Below are 15,222 nucleotides of genomic sequence, written 5' to 3'. Positions count from 1 at the left end.
AAATGATTGAAATCATTTAATTCAATTCTTATTTCTATAATATCGATACATGTTAAATCAAGATCTACCTCCAAATATGCAAAATGAAGTAGCAGGTCACAAACTTCCTAACACACTGAGTGATTCCGTTGCTCTAAGTATTACAAAATTTCTCAGAAATTCAGCTGATTTTCTTTTTAAGAAAAGATACGGTCACAGAGCTGTCGTTTTAGAAACTGTTGCTGCTGTTCCTGGTATGGTTGCAGGAGTAGTGCATCATTTACGCTCTTTAAGAAGAATGAAAGATGACAACGGTTTAATCCGTGAAATGTTAGAAGAAGCAGAAAATGAGAGAATGCATTTGATGACTTTCATAGAAATTGCACAACCTTCTACTTTTGAAAGATTCTTAATTTTCTTAGCTCAGATAGGTTTTGGAACTTTTTATACTTTTCTATACATTTTTTTCAATAGAACTGCTCATAGAATGATAGGATATTTCGAAGAAGAAGCCGTTACCTCGTATACAGAATATCTTGAGGAAATAGATAAAGGCGAAATCGCTAATTCTCCTGCTCCTAAAATAGCAATTAATTATTGGAACTTAAACATAGACGCAAGATTAAGAGATGTTGTAATAGCAGTTAGAAACGATGAAGCTGGTCACAGAGACAAAAACCATTACATTGCGGATGAGATTGACGGACAAAATTCGTAAATCCCTATCTTTCAATCAATTTTTTAATCTTTTCATAAACTTAAAAATCTATTTTGAAAAATGGAGCGATTGACGGGGTTCGAACCCGTGGCCTCGACCTTGGCAAGGTCGCGCTCTACCAACTGAGCTACAATCGCAGAATATCTAATTTACATACTATAAAAATTTGAATCAACCTTTACATCTAAAAAAAAATATGAAATTGAAATAAATAAAAAGTTTTGACCTATAAGGTTTTTTTTTATATCTTATATTGCTTCTTGTGTAAGGGGGAGATTCACAAGAAGCTCCAAAAAAAAACTCCAGCTAAAAAAGCTGGAGTTTTTTTTTATGAAATTAGTAAGAACTCTCTGAAGAACTTTCCGAGTCTGCTTTAGCAGCAGCCCAGATAGCTAAACCAAACAAGGTCTTATTAATTAAATCTGCTAAGTTGTAGATGATATTCAATGAATTCGCATCTACACCACCGCCGAAATATCCAATTGCATATCCCAGTGGGTAAATAGCCCAACCAACAGTCACAATCCATTTAATGGTTGTAAAAGCTTGTTGACTTGCAGCATTACCACTTCCCGCATTTGCAGCAGCAGTTTCGCCGAAGAATATTTCATAAATAATGTAAAGCCAAGCAATCATTCCTAAAATCCAACCGATCGTGACGTCCATAAGACCAGTTTCTCCTAGGTAACCGAAAACTAACATTAATATAGAAGCAGTTAAAAGCTTCCAGAAAATAATTGCACTAATTGTCGTTACCGCAGCAACAATCAAATAGAATTCAATTATTTGTAAAGGCACTGTAATTAACCAATCAATGTATCTGTAGACAGTAGGAGTGTCACCTACCATTACCCAAATATCTCTCATGTATAAGTAGTGCCAGAAAGCTATACCAGTAACTAGACCTGCAACAGTTAAAGAAGTTTTCCACTTACCTTTAACGTCTGCTCTTTCAACAAAGAAAAATACAGTTGATGCAAGCATAATAGCTGTGGCTAGCCAAAAAGATATACCAACATAATCGTTAGTAGCTAGAACATATTCCATAATATCTCTCCCAGATAATTATTAATAATTACATAGATAATACATTAAAAAAGCAAAAAATATAAATAATTAGCTATATATTAATTTTTATCCATTTACCAGAATTAAACCTGTAGGCAAATAAAATTGCTTTAACAAGATAATCAATCATTAAACTAGCAAAGATATATTCAACGGGTAAATTAAACAACAAAAATAACAAAGCGATAGATAACCTAAAGAATACTAATCCTATTAAAGTTATGACTAATGGTGATTTTGTATCCCCAGCTCCTCTCAAAGCTCCACCTATTGCAAACTCGATTGCCATCAAAGGTTGCATAGAGCCTAAAAACCATACAAATATTACTGTCAATCTTACAACTTCATCGTCATCGACAAGAAATCTTGATATTTCATTAGAAAATATAGCAATTAAAAGTCCTACAAAGCCCATAGAAATGATCGATAATCCTGCAGATCTCCAACCACTTCGCTTTGCTTCTCTTGGATTATTAGCTCCTAAAAATTGTCCAGTTAATGTCGCGCCAGCTACTGAAAATCCCTGGCCTATCATAAAGGAAAGCATCAGGATGTTTATCCCAATATTGTAAGCAGCACTGGGCTCAGTTCCATATAAGGAAATTATCCAAAAATAAAATAAAAGTCCTGACTGAAAAACTCCTGACTCAAGAGTTGCGGGCAAAGAAATTTTAAAAATTTTCCTTAATCTATCGTAAATAATATTTTTTAAAGATGGCAAGGGAATTAAGGTCATTTTTGAAAGCCACATAATTACATATACTCCGGTACCTACAGTAAAAGATATCCCCCAAGCGTAGGAAGCGCCTACAACGCCCATTTCGGGAAATCCGAATTGTCCGTTAACGAGACCTATCAAAAGATAAATATTCAAAAGATTTTGAAAAATCATTATTGCTAAAGGTGTTTTTGCATCTCCAGCCGCTCTTAGCGCCGAACTAAATATAAAGGAACTTGAAAAAGCTGCAGAAAATAACATCGTGTACTTGATATATATAACGGCTAATTTTTTAGATTCAGGGTCTAATCCAAAGAAAGAGATTATTGATTCCCCATATAGCCACATAGAGGCAGCAGCTAAAATACTCAAAATTACTCCAATCCATAGAGAATCTAGAAGTACTTGTGCTGCTTCTTTGTAGTTAGCAGAACCAAAAGCTCTAGCTACTAAAGCAGCTGTTCCAGTAGAGACAGCCATAATAATTGATTGAATTACAAAGAGGATTCTTTGCCCAGTTCCTACAGCCGCCACTGCTTCTGTGCCTAAGATGCCGACTGCTTTTATAGAAACTACTCCTGCAGCGGCAAATAAAATATTAGCCAGTATCGAAGGCCAAGCCAGTCCCCAGATAGACAAAGTCTCAGGACTAGATACTGTTTCAATATTTTCCGATAACTCTTCGGAGTCTGTTTGATAATTCACGGGTGTTTTTAATTGTATTTATAATTTATGGCAAAGCGCCACTTTAAAGGAATTCCTGGAAAAAATCTTTCTCCTGAAAAAGACGAGTAGTCCGCGCGCTCAGCATAAGCTTTATCAAAAAGATTAATAACACTAAAATTAAGGCTTAGATTTTTATTTACTTCGTAAGAAGATCTTACGTTTGTCAAATTATGCCCCTTATAAATATAGAGATTTGAAGGTTCCATATAATATTCGTCCATAAATTCTTGCTCAATTTGAAAATTAATTTGCTCATTTAATTCGTAATTAAAAAAAACGCTTCCAAAAAAATTTGGAGACGTATCTATATCGTTTCCTGAATAAATTCCTATGCTGGAATTAGTAAAATCGTAAAGATGCTCTGTCAAGTTAAAAGCATATTTCAAAGAAAATTTAGAGTTCAAAAATTTTGATCCCTTTAATTCCAATCCCCTATGTCGAGAACGACCCCCTAAAATCATATTGGAAGATGCATCCTTAAAAATGTAATTATTCTTTTTTGAATAGTAAAAAACTATTTGATTTCTAGAAGTCTCACCTTCATTAATAAAAGCAATTTCTAATGAATCCATTTCTTCAGAGTCTAAATCAGCCAAGGTTTGGCCTTTTTGCAATCTGAATAATTCATTGATTTGTGGAGGTCTATGTCCAGTGCTAAATTGAAAAAAAAGACTTCCATTGATTAATTTTCGCTCAACTCCAAACCTATAAGAATTGTCAAGAAAATTTAAATCTGTATCCGAAGGTCTGGAGTAGAAACAACCGCCAAATCCACAAGAAGTGCCATCGTCTCTCAGACGGCCATCATTCATTAAGTTATCGTAATTGTAATTTAGTAATTCAATTCTCAAGTCAGAAAAAAAAGATATTTCGTCATTTAATTTGTAGTTATGATTCAAGAAGACAGCAACCAAACTAGTTAGTACTTCAAAATTGTAATGAAATCCTTTTGGACGAACAGCGTTATTGAAAGCAGAGCTAGTGGTAAGTTTATTGGGCTGGAATTCATCAAGGTTTATATCAGCAACTTCAAATTGTGCTCCAAAATTGAAGGTATTTTTTTTGATTTCATATCCTAAAGTTTTAAAAAATAAGCCTAAACTTTGTTGACCATTTTTTTCGATTGGTTTTCCAGGAAGATAATGTTGAATAAATTCCATAGAACTTTTTCTAACATAAGGATTAAGTGTGAGCGTTACTTCGTCAAATTGTTTTGAAAATTTTGTATTCAATCTTATAGAATTTGCATCTCTGTAAGCTTCAAGATTTTGATTTTCAAGTCTCCTAGGGTGCTCGTAAGAATCAATATAACCTGCAGTTTCTTGATTTAAGTTTGTGATACTTATTAGACTTTCCATCGACCAATCGTTGTAACGATTTTCCGTTTTAAGCACAAACTTTTGTTGGTCATAACCAGAACCTTTTCTAAATCCTTTATCGCTATCTAACTCCAAGCCAAAGGCCAAAATATTATTTTTTCTATTGATAAATTTTGATCTTAAGGAATTATTTTTATCTATTTCAAAACCAATTGAATTTTGACCTTCAAATGTAATAGATTTTAAATTAATTAATCCATGTAATGCGTTGCCTCCAAATACTGCACTAGATGCTCCCTTGATGACCTGTATTTCGGAAGAAAGATTTCCTGAAACCTCAAACAGATTATTTACATTGCAAAAACCTAAAGGTCGAATAGGTATTTCGTCTTCAATTATCAAAAAAGATCCACAGGCACCTGAACCAGTTAAGACTGGCGATCTAATTGAGATTAAACTTTCCTGACCAGACCCTCTGCTGATCCAAGTTCCAGAAGATAAATTTAGTAATTCTTTAAAATGGTGAGAATTTATTTCACTGATATCTTCTTCTGAAAGATTGTCTACGGAAGGAGTAAATACCCAACCCCTCTCAGCAATGACAATAATTTCTTCTTCTTGAGAAAATATAGATAAAGAAAGAATTATTAAAAATCCTAAAACACATCTCATGGAAGGATTATATCCTTGGTTTTAAGGGTATAAGTAAATGAAAAAAGCAGGCAAGGGAGGCTTGCCTGCTTTTTATTAGGGAGAAATTAATCCGAGAATTCTGGGTAAGCTGATACCCCAACTTCTGTTGAATCAAGACCTGCGTCTTGCTCTTCGTCAGTTGCTCTGATTGGCATAATTACATTAATAATAAATGTAACTATTAAACTTGCTATGTAAGTAAAACCACCAATAGCTAATACTCCATAAAGCTGCCACAAGAAAGAAGCATCTGAAGTGAATGGAACAACCATTACACCTAAGATTCCCACAGTTCCGTGAGCAGAAATCGCTCCTACTGGATCGTCAACTTTCAAAGTTTTATCAAAGAAAAGTATTGAGAAGTACACCAATACTCCACCGGCGGCACCGATAAATACAGCCTCTCCTCCACTTGGCGCACTTGGACCAGCGGTAATTGCTACTAAACCAGCAATTGCTCCGTTGATCGCCATGGTAACGTCCATTTTTCCAGTTGCGAATAAACTAGTTAACAATGCTGCAATTACCCCACCAGCTGCAGCCATGTTAGTGTTCAAAAACACCTGACTAACTGCAATTGCACTAGCTTCATCACTTACAATAAGTTCTGATCCACCATTAAAACCAAACCAACCTAACCATAAAATCCAAGCTCCTAATGCAGCAAGAGGAATGTTAGATCCTGGCATTGGGTTAACTGAACCGTCAACATTATATTTACCTTTTCTAGGACCAAGGATTGTAACTACAGCTAATGCTGCAGCAGCACCACATAAATGAACTGTTCCAGATCCAGCATAATCAGAATAACCTCCAGAACTTAAGAATCCTCCACCCCAGTTCCAATAACCTTGAATTGGGTAGATGAATGCAGTCAATATGATTGCAAAAAGGTAGAAAGGTAAAAGTTTCATTCTACCTGCTACAGCTCCTGAAACGATGGACATAGCAGTAGCAACAAAGACAACTTGGAAAAAGAAGTCAGCCTGTTGAGAATAATCCATGCCGTAAGGTATGCCTATTTCTTCGTTAGGTAATGCTGTTGAAAGCCCCCATGATGTTCCGATTGCAGGAAGTACCCCATCTACCAAAGCAGATCCAGGATACATAAGTATGAATCCGCACGCTAAATACATGACACAAGCGATGGAATAAAGTCCCAAATTCTTTGTGACAATCTCTGAAACATCTTTTTTCTGAACTAAACCGGCTTCAAGCATTGTGAAACCAGCAGCCATCCACATAACTAGTGCACCTGACATCAAGGCATAGAATGTGTCTAATGAAAATTTAATTTCTTCCATTAATATTCTCCGTTAATTGCACCTTCACCAGTTTCACCAGTTCTAATGCGTATTACATCTAAAAGTTCTGTGATGAAAATCTTTCCATCACCAATAGTGTTGGTATTAGCAACACTTCGAACCGCTTCAACAATGTCATTAACACTCTCGTCCTTACAAGCGACCTGCAACATAGCCTTGGGATTAGTATCCACTTGGTATTGAGCTCCTCTATAAGAGTCCGTGTGCCCTTTAGTTGAACCAAAACCTCTTGCATCCAAGATAGTTGCACCGCTAACACCAACAGATGATATAGCACTTTTAACTGCTTCGACTTTAGAAGGTTTTACAACAATTGACATAAGTTTCATAAATTTTAGATAAACCAACTAGGTTTATTTAATTTACAGCATTATTTTAAAGGTTCGTTAAAGGGGAACGAATTTACTCAAAAATATGAAAAGAAGCCTAAAAAGGTAATAAATTGACCAGTTTCCGATAAAAGAATTCCGAATTGCACTCTAAAAGAGCGACTTTGTGGCGTCCCCTAGGGGGATCGAACCCCTGTTGCCGAGATGAAAACCCGGTGTCCTAACCGCTAGACGAAGGGGACTCAACGAAAAAACGATTGTATCAGAAACAGTCATTTTTCAAAGTCCATAATCTTAGAAAGAAATCCTCTAAGAATGCCCATTTCTAATTTATCTAATCTAGATTTTTTGATCAATCTTTCTATTCTAACTTTAACTTGCTTTGAACTCTTTGGATCATAAAAATCAATTTTTTTTAATACTTCCATCAGGTGTAAAATCAATTGTTCATTCTCTTCAGAAGTTACAAATTCTTTTTCGTCTGGCATAAATTTACTTTCAGAAGTAACTATCTTCATTAATTCAAAAGAAACTATTTGAAGTGCATGTGATAAATTTAATGAAGAGTATTCATCGTTTGCAGGGATTATCAAATGATAGTGACATTTTTGAAGTTCTTTATTAGACAATCCATTGTCTTCACGCCCAAAAACCACTGCTGTTTTAGACTTAAGAGAACGAATTTCGTTTTTTACTTCGTCGTCAATTTTATGAACAGAAAATGTTGGCCAAGAGATTGTTCTTTCTCTTGCACTAGTTGCAAAGATGAGATTTTTTTCTTTTAGGGCTTCCTCAAAAGAATCATAAATCGTAGCATTTTCTAAAATATCTTTAGCTCCTTTAGCTCTATGAAAAGCTTCTTCGCTTATCTCTTTTCTTGGGTTTACCAAGGCAAGTTTTTTGAAACTCATATTTTTAATAGCTCTTGCACAAGCGCCTATATTTCCTGGATGAGAAGGCTCAACTAAAATAAATTCGATATCGATATTATTTTTTTTATTCATTCTTATTAATATTAGGCAATAGTTTACAATTGTAGAGTGCAATCAAAAGAACCCAAAGTTAACATAGCCATAAAAGCTGCAAGATTAGCGGCTAAAGAAATCCATAAATTTGCTCGTCGAATGGACAAAGTAAAGATTTATGAAAAAGGTCCAACTGATTTTGTCACTCAAGTAGACGAAATAGCAGAAAAAATAATAATCTCAACCATTAACGATTCTTTTCCAGAGAGTTCTTTTATTTGTGAGGAATCTGGAAGATCAGGTCCTGAAAATGCTGAATTGGTTTGGGTAATCGATCCTATTGATGGTACCACTAATTTCATTCATGGCTTTCCATACTATTCTATTTCTATAGCTTGTTATGAAAAAGAAATCCTATCGCATGGGATCATATACGATATCACTCGAGATGATGAATACTATGCTTCAAAGGGAAAAGGAGCTTACCTAAATCAAGAGCGCCTTAGAGTTTCCAAGATTAAATCTTTAAAAAACTCTCTTTTATGCAATTCCTTTCATTCAGGAAAGATCGAGCCCGAACTTAACACCCTAGATGTTATTAGAAAGCTTTATAGTCATAATTTGACACTTAGAAGAACCGGGTCAACGGCAATAGATCTTGCCTATGTTGCCGCGGGAAGATTAGATGCTTTTGTTGGCTATGGAATGAAGCATTGGGATTTTGCTGCTGGGAACCTACTTGTGCAGGAAGCAGGAGGATATGTATCTAATTTTTTTGGTGAAGCGACAGTAGACAACTCACACCATCTGATCGCCGGAAATAAAAATTGCGTAGAATTAATCCTTCAGGACATCAAGGAATCCTTCAAATAACTTAGGGCATACCATCGTCATAACTTTCAGCCTTCCTCACCGCTAAGTCATCTGCAATGATATTCATCGAAATTAAAACATTGCACACGATATAAATAGAAGAATAAGTTCCAGCTAGCACTCCAATTATTAAAGCCAAAGAAAAATTTTGAATTGCATCTCCGCCAAAAATAAATAATGCAAAAAGTACCAAAAGTGTTGTAAGTGATGTGATGAGAGTTCTGCCAAGCATCTGATTTAAAGACCTATCGATTAATTGTGTAGCTTCTGCTCTTCTTTTTTTTCTAAAGTTTTCTCTAATCCTATCGGATACAACAATCGTATCATTAAGAGAATAACCAATCACCGCAAGCAATGCTGCTAATACTGTCAAATCAAAATCTATAGATAAAAGAGAGAAAAACCCCAGCACAATTAAAACATCGTGAGCTAAAGCTAAAATAGCTCCAACAGCAAATTTGTATTGAAATCTAAACATTATATAAATAGTCATTATTAGCAAAGCAATCAAAAGCCCTAACCCGCCTTGATCTCTCAACTCTTCTCCTACTTGTGGACCAATAAATTCTTCTTTCCTTAAATTGTAAGAAAAATTGTCTTTTAGAATTTTTTTTAGTGACTCATTATTAGAACTATCCTCTCCACCAGGAATTTTTATGCTCAAGTCATTTTGAGATCCAGAAAAATTTAAAACGAAGTTTTCAATACCTTCTTCTGCCAATAGATTTCTTACTTCTTCAAGGTTTTCTATATCTTGATCTAATTTAATTTCTAATAAAATTCCACCAGTAAAATCTAAACCTAGTTCTAAATTTTTTATAGCCAAAGAACCAATTGAAATAATTAATAAGATAATAGAAAGAGTTGAAGCTATCTTTCTAAATCTCATAAATTCTATATTCATAAGACTAAATCCATATTTTCTCTAAGTTTTTCCTTTTTCCGTAAATGAAAAAAACCAACATTCTAGTAAATAGTATTGCAGTAAACATTGAGGTTAAAATTCCCACAGATAAAGTAATTGCAAAACCTTGCACTGGACCTGTACCGACGATGTATAAAATTAACGCAACTATCAATGTTGTTAAATTAGCATCAACAATTGTAATGAACGCTCTATCATACCCTGACGAAATTGCCTCTAAAGGTTTTACGTTACGTTTTAATTCTTCTCTAATCCTAGAAAATATCAATACATTTGCGTCTACTGCCATACCGATAGTTAATACTATTCCAGCTATTCCAGGTAAAGTTAAAGTAGCTGATAAAATTGACATTATTGAAGCAATCAAAATCAAATTTAATACCACTGCTAGATTGGCGAGAAATCCAAATACTTTGTAATAAAAAATCATAAAAATAAGTACGAGTGAGAGACCCAAAATCAAAGAATTAATTCCAAGCTCAATGTTATCGGCCCCTAACGAAGGCCCTATGGTTCCCTCTTCAACAAAATTCATCGGAGCGGCAAGAGCACCTGCTCTTAAAAGAAGAGCTAATTCTGATGCTTCTGCTGGAGAATCTAAACCTGTAATTCTAAATTGATTAGCCAAAGCTGATTGAATAGTCGCTAAACTAATTACTCTTTTTTCATAATAATTTTCGACAGAAACTACGCCACCCTCTTGGCCTGCTGAAGATTTTTTTTCCACAAACAACACAGCCATTCTAGTTCCCACATTATTTCGCGTCGCGCGATGCATTTGGGCCCCACCATCTGAATCAAGAGAAATATTTACTTGAGGAAATCCATTTTCGTCGAAGCCAACACTTGCGTCTGAAACTCTGTCTCCTGAGATAATAATCTTCTTATCTAGCCTCGTTTGTATGCCACGGTATAAAAAATTATCAGTTCTTGACGCCAATGCATTATCTTTTGCTTCAAGACGAAATTCTAGATTGGCGGTTTTACCTATTATTTTTTTTGCTTCTGCAGTATCTTGAATACCTGGAAGCTGAACGGAAATTCTTTTTTCTCCTTCTCTTTGCACTACCGGCTCTGAAACCCCTAATTCATTTACCCTATTTCTTAAGGTGGTTAAATTTTGTAAAACAGCATAATCAATAGTTTCTTCAATTTCTTCACTAGAAAAACTTAGTGAATAAGTTAATGGCTCCTTAAGTTCAATATCTAGCGAGCCTATTTCACTTATTATCTCTTCTAAATCCTCTGCGCTATTTTCATTTCTTAGAACAACTTGAATCTCTTTAGAGCTTAACTTGAAAAGATCGGTCTTTATTCTCTCTTCTCTCAAATTGTTTCTTAAAACTGCAGCAGCTGACTCCAGCTTAGTTTCAATCAATAAGTTTGTATCTACTTCCATTAGAAAATTCACCCCGCCTCTTAAATCAAGACCTAGTTTCATAGGCTTTGCATTTAAAGATTTAAGCCAATTTGGAGTATTTGCTGCCAAATTAAGAGCAACAATAAAATTTTCATTTAATTCATCCTGCAAATAGTCCTTTAACTCTAGTTGATCCTGATAACTATTTGTTCTTATCAAGATGGATTTTTCATTTTTCTCGAAAGACTTTGAATTAAGTCCTGACCTATTTATATTTTCTTCTAGGTTGTTTAAGAATTCGTCAGAGAATCCATCGTTTACACTTGAGGTGGTAATTTGAACAGAAGGATCAGGCGGAAAAATGTTAGGCAGGAAGAAAACGATTCCAAATGAAACTATAAAAAAGACTAGTAAAGTTTTCCAGACTTGAAATCGCACTTTTTATAAAGATTTAATAGTCCCTTTAGGTAGTACGCTGCTTACAGAAGATCTTTGAATAATCAACTCGGAATTGTTAGCTCGAATAGTTAAAAAATTATCTGATATCTTCAATATAGACCCAACCAGTCCGCCAGAAGCAACGATTTCATCTCCAACCGAAAGGTTTTCTATCATTTCTCTTTGTGCTTTCATTCTTTTATTTTGCGGTCTGATTATCAAAAAATAAATGAAAAGGAAAAACCCTCCAATTAAAATTAATTGAGGCCCTAAAAAAGAGGACGACTGCGCTGTTATGATTTGTATCTCATTCATATTCTTCTCTGGTACCGAAGGAGAGACTCGAACTCTCACGCCTTTTGGGCACTCGATTTTGAATCGAGCGCGTCTACCAATTCCGCCACTTCGGCTTAATTAATTGTAAAATCTAATACTACATTGATTTCAATGTTAAATAGATAAATTATTTTGTGGATAATACCACCTAAGAAGGAAATTCAAAGAAAATGCTTAACTTTCTAATCAGCCCAGATATTGAATTTGAAACAGAAGAAGTCAAAAATATTATTGAAACAAATAATGTAATTTATGCTATTTCCACTGGATCTAATTTTGATCTAAATACCCTAAAAAAAGCTGCAAAGACTAATAATTTTCCAATTCCCAAAAAAAATAAAAAGAATTTTTTCCAACTCAAGGGGGCAAGAAGACTTTTTCCTTGGCAGACCCCAAGAAGAAGAAATCCGAGAGAACTTCATGAGCTAATTAAGGATCCTGACGCAGCAAAAAAAATTATTATTCCTGTTGATATTTTTTGGGGAAAATCGCCAGATAGACAAGATCATTGGGTAAAACTTATTTTCCGCGATTCATGGGAAGGTGGTTCATTTCTTAGAAACCTTTTAAAGGTAATATTTAATGGTAGACAAGCTAATGTTTTTTTCCACAAACCCTTAGAATCAGAAGAGATTTTTACTCAAAAAAAATCTTCTTCCCATCTTGTTTTAAAGACCGATAGGCTCTTGAGAGCTAGATTTAGAAGAAATAGACAAGCAAAACTTGGTCCGGACATATCTAATAGAAGAACCCTAATTCACTCTATCTTGAATTCATCCTCGGTTAAAAAAGAGATAAGTAACTTTTCAAAAGGATCAAAAAAAGTTGAAGCTGCCCAAAATAAGAGAGCTTACAAATACGCTTTAGAAATTTGCTCCGATATCTCTTATCCAGTTATTTATTTGTATGATAAAGCCCTTAATTGGTTTTGGAACAACAGATACGATGGCTTAGAGATTATTGGCATCGAAAAAATCAGTGATCTTGCGGTTGGCAATTCTTTAATTTACACCCCTTCTCATAGGAGCCACATTGATTATCTTGCTCTTTCTTTTAAGCTCTACACTAATAATCTTATGCTTCCACAAATTGTTGCCGGTAAAAATCTTAATTTGCCAGTTTTGGGAAGAATTTTAAGAAACGGGGGAGCATTTTTCATGAGAAGATCTTTTGGAGCTAATAAGCTTTACTCAAAAGTATTTTTTGAACACCTTAGAAAGCTTTTTCAAAGAGGATACTCAATCGAGTTTTTCCCAGAAGGAGGCAGAACGAGAACTGGCAGGCTCCTAAGTCCGAGACCAGGAATTATTTCGATGATTATTAAATCATTTCAAGATATGGACGAAAGAGATGTTAAATTTTTACCAATTTCCATAACTTATGAAAAAGTTTTAGAAGGCAAATCATATCTAAGAGAATCGAAGAGACGTATCAAGGAAAAAGAAAGTATTTTTTCAATCTTTTCTACGATTAGTGATTTTAGAGGATATCTAGGAAATGCTTATCTTCAATTTGGAGAGCCTATTGATCTAAGGTCCTTCTTGGATGAGCACGCTCCTAATTGGCGAAAAGAAACAATAGATTTGAGTGATGAAATGGATAAAAGCTCTTGGCTTTTTGAAGTAACCCCTCTATTGGGGGACAAAATAATGTCGAATATTAATAAAGCCACTGTTGTTAGTTCAACGAGTTTATTCGCTTCTTCAATTTCTGGGCTCGATAAAAATAAAATTAGCTTAGATAAAGTATTCAATCGAATCGAGTTTCTAAAAAAGGTAGTAGAAGTCTCGGAATATTCCAAATTGGTAAAACTTCCTGAGTTAAATTCTAGAGAGATAGTTGAAAAGATGGAAAAACTTAAATTCATATCTTCAAATTCGAAAAATCGCATACTTATGAAAGCTAATGATAAAAAATCTCTTGAATTTTATAAAAACAACGTTTTACATTTATTGATTCTTCAATCTTTTATTTTTTATAAAAGCAGAAAAGCAATTACAAAAGAATCTCTTTTAGAAAAGATAGAAGAATTATTGCCTCAATTAAGAAAGGATTTCTTCCTAGATATGCCTTTTCAAGATAACAATGAGAAAATCTTGTTAGTTTTAGAAGGACTCATAAATTTAGATTTACTTAAGATTGATAAGATGAATATGATTTCGTGGAATCAAAATGAAGAAGAACATGATGTTGCAAAAATGTTCTCAACGATTTGGTTAGAAAATCTTCCTTCTTAAAAAATTTGATAAGATAATTCAATTATGAAAATTACCTACCCTCCCGTCATTCTCCTATGTGGGCTTATTGCGCAAGTTGTCTTGTATTTTACTTTCCCTGTTTTAGTAAACTTAAGCATCCTTCTTGGAATTTTGATTTTAGTAATAGGCATTTCGTTGGTTTATATTTCTTTAAGAAAACTTTCAAAAATGAAGACCACTTTTATCCCTGACGGAAAACCAGAAAAGCTTGTAATGGACGGTCCTTTTAGATTTTCTAGAAACCCTACTTACTTAGGTATGCTTTTTATTTTAATTGGAGTTTCAATATCGTTACAATCCTTTTCATCACTAATAATTTCTATTATTTTTGGTCTAATCATAAATTTCACTTGGATAAAACACGAAGAAAGAAAACTTGAGGATATATTCGATTCGGAGTGGGAAGAATATTCAAAGAGGACAAGAAGGTGGCTCTAATTTCTTCTATCAAAGATGTTTAGACTCACTACTTTTCCAGTTAATTTAAAAGATGGTTTTTTTTCAGTTTTAAGATCATCTAATTTATGTTTTTTTAAAACAACAAGCTCTGCTTTAGAATTCAATGCATTCTCCAAAAGATTCTCCGAATCGTCTTGTAATGATTTTCTTAAAAAATGCATTTCCTTTTTAGCAAAAGATTTATTATCTACGCCAAACATTGGGTCTAAATAAATAATAGATTGAGCTTGAATCGTTTTAAGAATGTCTAAAGAGTTTTTATTAATTAAATTTATATTTTTGACTCTATCTTTTTTTAAGTTTTCACTTGTAAATTCAAAAAGCCAGGACTCCTTTTCATAAGCCTGCACATCAAATCCGAGAGAACTTATTATGAAAGCATCAAAACAAAAACCCGCAGATAAGTCATAAACGCGATATTTTTTGTCAAATTTTAAAAAACACTTCTCGATTAAATTCTTGTTATTTAATCTTTCTCTGAAGCTAATAAAATTTAAATCAAATGGTTTTGAATTTTTTAATGATAAATCTTGTAAAAATATACCTTTATCTGTGACCAAGATTATTAAATTAGAACTGAAAGACTTTCTTATTTCTCTTGGTGTGCAAAATCTTAGATTGTGTCGTTTAGAAAAATTTTTTGCAGCTTCTCTCAATTCTGCATCAAGATAAGAGACTAGTGGTTTTTGGATTATTTTCATATCCTTCAAATTAATATATTCTTTCAAAAGAT

At 33.9% G+C, this 15,222-nt stretch carries 14 protein-coding genes and 3 tRNA genes; 4 read left to right on the top strand and 13 right to left on the bottom strand.

Annotation, left to right across the window (positions count from 1 at the left end):
* Nucleotides 1-49: 49 nt before the first annotated feature.
* Nucleotides 50-697, top strand: coding sequence for an alternative oxidase (locus tag M9C82_01695; GenBank protein ID URQ73871.1), 648 nt, complete (start codon nt 50-52; stop codon nt 695-697).
* A gap of 61 nt (nt 698-758) precedes the next feature.
* Here the strand turns inward: M9C82_01695 and M9C82_01690 are convergent.
* From M9C82_01690 to M9C82_01655, 8 genes are all read right to left on the bottom strand, one after another.
* Nucleotides 759-834, bottom strand: a tRNA-Gly gene (locus M9C82_01690).
* Between the two features lie 199 nt (nt 835-1,033).
* Nucleotides 1,034-1,744, bottom strand: a complete 711-nt coding sequence (locus M9C82_01685; GenBank protein URQ73870.1) for a bacteriorhodopsin-like — start codon at nt 1,742-1,744, stop codon at nt 1,034-1,036.
* A gap of 73 nt (nt 1,745-1,817) precedes the next feature.
* On the bottom strand, nt 1,818-3,188 hold the full coding sequence (locus M9C82_01680) for an MATE family efflux transporter (GenBank protein URQ73869.1): 1,371 nt from the start codon (nt 3,186-3,188) through the stop codon (nt 1,818-1,820).
* Nucleotides 3,189-3,196: 8 nt separating this feature from the next.
* On the bottom strand, nt 3,197-5,200 hold the full coding sequence (locus tag M9C82_01675; protein ID URQ73868.1) for a TonB-dependent receptor: 2,004 nt from the start codon (nt 5,198-5,200) through the stop codon (nt 3,197-3,199).
* Nucleotides 5,201-5,286: 86 nt separating this feature from the next.
* The gene (locus M9C82_01670; protein URQ73867.1) at nt 5,287-6,525 is read right to left on the bottom strand and encodes an ammonium transporter; all 1,239 of its coding nucleotides are present in this window, start codon (nt 6,523-6,525) and stop codon (nt 5,287-5,289) included.
* A complete protein-coding gene (locus M9C82_01665) occupies nt 6,525-6,875 on the bottom strand; it encodes a P-II family nitrogen regulator (GenBank protein ID URQ73866.1) in 351 nt (116 codons plus the stop codon). Before M9C82_01665 ends, M9C82_01670 begins: the two co-directional genes overlap by 1 nt.
* A gap of 167 nt (nt 6,876-7,042) precedes the next feature.
* Nucleotides 7,043-7,117, bottom strand: a tRNA-Glu gene (locus M9C82_01660).
* A 30-nt stretch (nt 7,118-7,147) separates the two neighbouring features.
* The gene (locus M9C82_01655; GenBank protein ID URQ73865.1) at nt 7,148-7,879 is read right to left on the bottom strand and encodes an RNA methyltransferase; all 732 of its coding nucleotides are present in this window, start codon (nt 7,877-7,879) and stop codon (nt 7,148-7,150) included.
* Between the two features lie 36 nt (nt 7,880-7,915).
* On the opposite strand from M9C82_01655, the gene M9C82_01650 reads away from it, so the two are divergent.
* Nucleotides 7,916-8,713: an inositol monophosphatase gene (locus M9C82_01650; protein ID URQ73864.1), complete on the top strand. Its 798-nt coding sequence runs from the start codon at nt 7,916-7,918 to the stop codon at nt 8,711-8,713.
* Nucleotide 8,714: 1 nt separating this feature from the next.
* Here the strand turns inward: M9C82_01650 and secF are convergent, their stop codons facing one another.
* The 4 genes from secF to M9C82_01630 all read right to left on the bottom strand — a co-directional run bounded on the left by secF (nt 8,715) and on the right by M9C82_01630 (nt 11,846).
* The gene (gene secF, locus M9C82_01645) at nt 8,715-9,617 is read right to left on the bottom strand and encodes a protein translocase subunit SecF (GenBank protein URQ73863.1); all 903 of its coding nucleotides are present in this window, start codon (nt 9,615-9,617) and stop codon (nt 8,715-8,717) included.
* Between the two features lie 4 nt (nt 9,618-9,621).
* Nucleotides 9,622-11,436: a protein translocase subunit SecD gene (gene secD / locus M9C82_01640; protein ID URQ73862.1), complete on the bottom strand. Its 1,815-nt coding sequence runs from the start codon at nt 11,434-11,436 to the stop codon at nt 9,622-9,624.
* Between the two features lie 3 nt (nt 11,437-11,439).
* Nucleotides 11,440-11,751 (bottom strand): preprotein translocase subunit YajC, encoded by a 312-nt coding sequence (gene yajC, locus M9C82_01635; GenBank protein ID URQ73861.1) that lies wholly within the window; start codon nt 11,749-11,751, stop codon nt 11,440-11,442.
* A gap of 9 nt (nt 11,752-11,760) precedes the next feature.
* Nucleotides 11,761-11,846: transfer RNA gene (locus M9C82_01630), tRNA-Leu, on the bottom strand.
* Nucleotides 11,847-11,942: 96 nt separating this feature from the next.
* On the opposite strand from M9C82_01630, the gene M9C82_01625 reads away from it, so the two are divergent.
* Together M9C82_01625 and M9C82_01620 are read left to right on the top strand one after the other, a co-directional pair.
* Nucleotides 11,943-14,009, top strand: a complete 2,067-nt coding sequence (locus M9C82_01625) for a 1-acyl-sn-glycerol-3-phosphate acyltransferase (protein URQ73860.1) — start codon at nt 11,943-11,945, stop codon at nt 14,007-14,009.
* Between the two features lie 24 nt (nt 14,010-14,033).
* On the top strand, nt 14,034-14,468 hold the full coding sequence (locus tag M9C82_01620; protein ID URQ73859.1) for an isoprenylcysteine carboxylmethyltransferase family protein: 435 nt from the start codon (nt 14,034-14,036) through the stop codon (nt 14,466-14,468).
* Here M9C82_01620 and M9C82_01615 read toward each other — a convergent pair.
* Nucleotides 14,465-15,190, bottom strand: coding sequence for a class I SAM-dependent methyltransferase (locus tag M9C82_01615; GenBank protein ID URQ73858.1), 726 nt, complete (start codon nt 15,188-15,190; stop codon nt 14,465-14,467). The genes M9C82_01620 and M9C82_01615 overlap by 4 nt on opposite strands.
* Nucleotides 15,191-15,222: the final 32 nt, after the last annotated feature.

Source organism: SAR86 cluster bacterium, assembly GCA_023703675.1.
GTDB lineage: Bacteria > Pseudomonadota > Gammaproteobacteria > Magnimaribacterales > AG-339-G14 > AG-339-G14.
This window is presented reverse-complemented; position numbering and strand designations above follow the sequence as displayed.

Bases quoted from the DNA above. Each gene is read 5' to 3' on its own strand.
- M9C82_01695 (URQ73871.1), top strand. From the start codon at position 50: ATGTTAAATCAAGATCTACCTCCAAATATGCAAAATGAAGTAGCAGGT.
- M9C82_01665 (URQ73866.1), bottom strand. From the start codon at position 6,875: ATGAAACTTATGTCAATTGTTGTAAAACCTTCTAAAGTCGAAGCAGTT.
- M9C82_01670 (URQ73867.1), bottom strand. From the start codon at position 6,525: ATGGAAGAAATTAAATTTTCATTAGACACATTCTATGCCTTGATGTCA.
- M9C82_01615 (URQ73858.1), bottom strand. From the start codon at position 15,190: ATGAAAATAATCCAAAAACCACTAGTCTCTTATCTTGATGCAGAATTG.
- M9C82_01655 (URQ73865.1), bottom strand. From the start codon at position 7,879: ATGAATAAAAAAAATAATATCGATATCGAATTTATTTTAGTTGAGCCT.
- M9C82_01625 (URQ73860.1), top strand. From the start codon at position 11,943: ATGCTTAACTTTCTAATCAGCCCAGATATTGAATTTGAAACAGAAGAA.
- secF (URQ73863.1), bottom strand. From the start codon at position 9,617: ATGAATATAGAATTTATGAGATTTAGAAAGATAGCTTCAACTCTTTCT.
- yajC (URQ73861.1), bottom strand. From the start codon at position 11,751: ATGAATGAGATACAAATCATAACAGCGCAGTCGTCCTCTTTTTTAGGG.
- M9C82_01675 (URQ73868.1), bottom strand. From the start codon at position 5,200: ATGAGATGTGTTTTAGGATTTTTAATAATTCTTTCTTTATCTATATTT.
- M9C82_01620 (URQ73859.1), top strand. From the start codon at position 14,034: ATGAAAATTACCTACCCTCCCGTCATTCTCCTATGTGGGCTTATTGCG.
- M9C82_01685 (URQ73870.1), bottom strand. From the start codon at position 1,744: ATGGAATATGTTCTAGCTACTAACGATTATGTTGGTATATCTTTTTGG.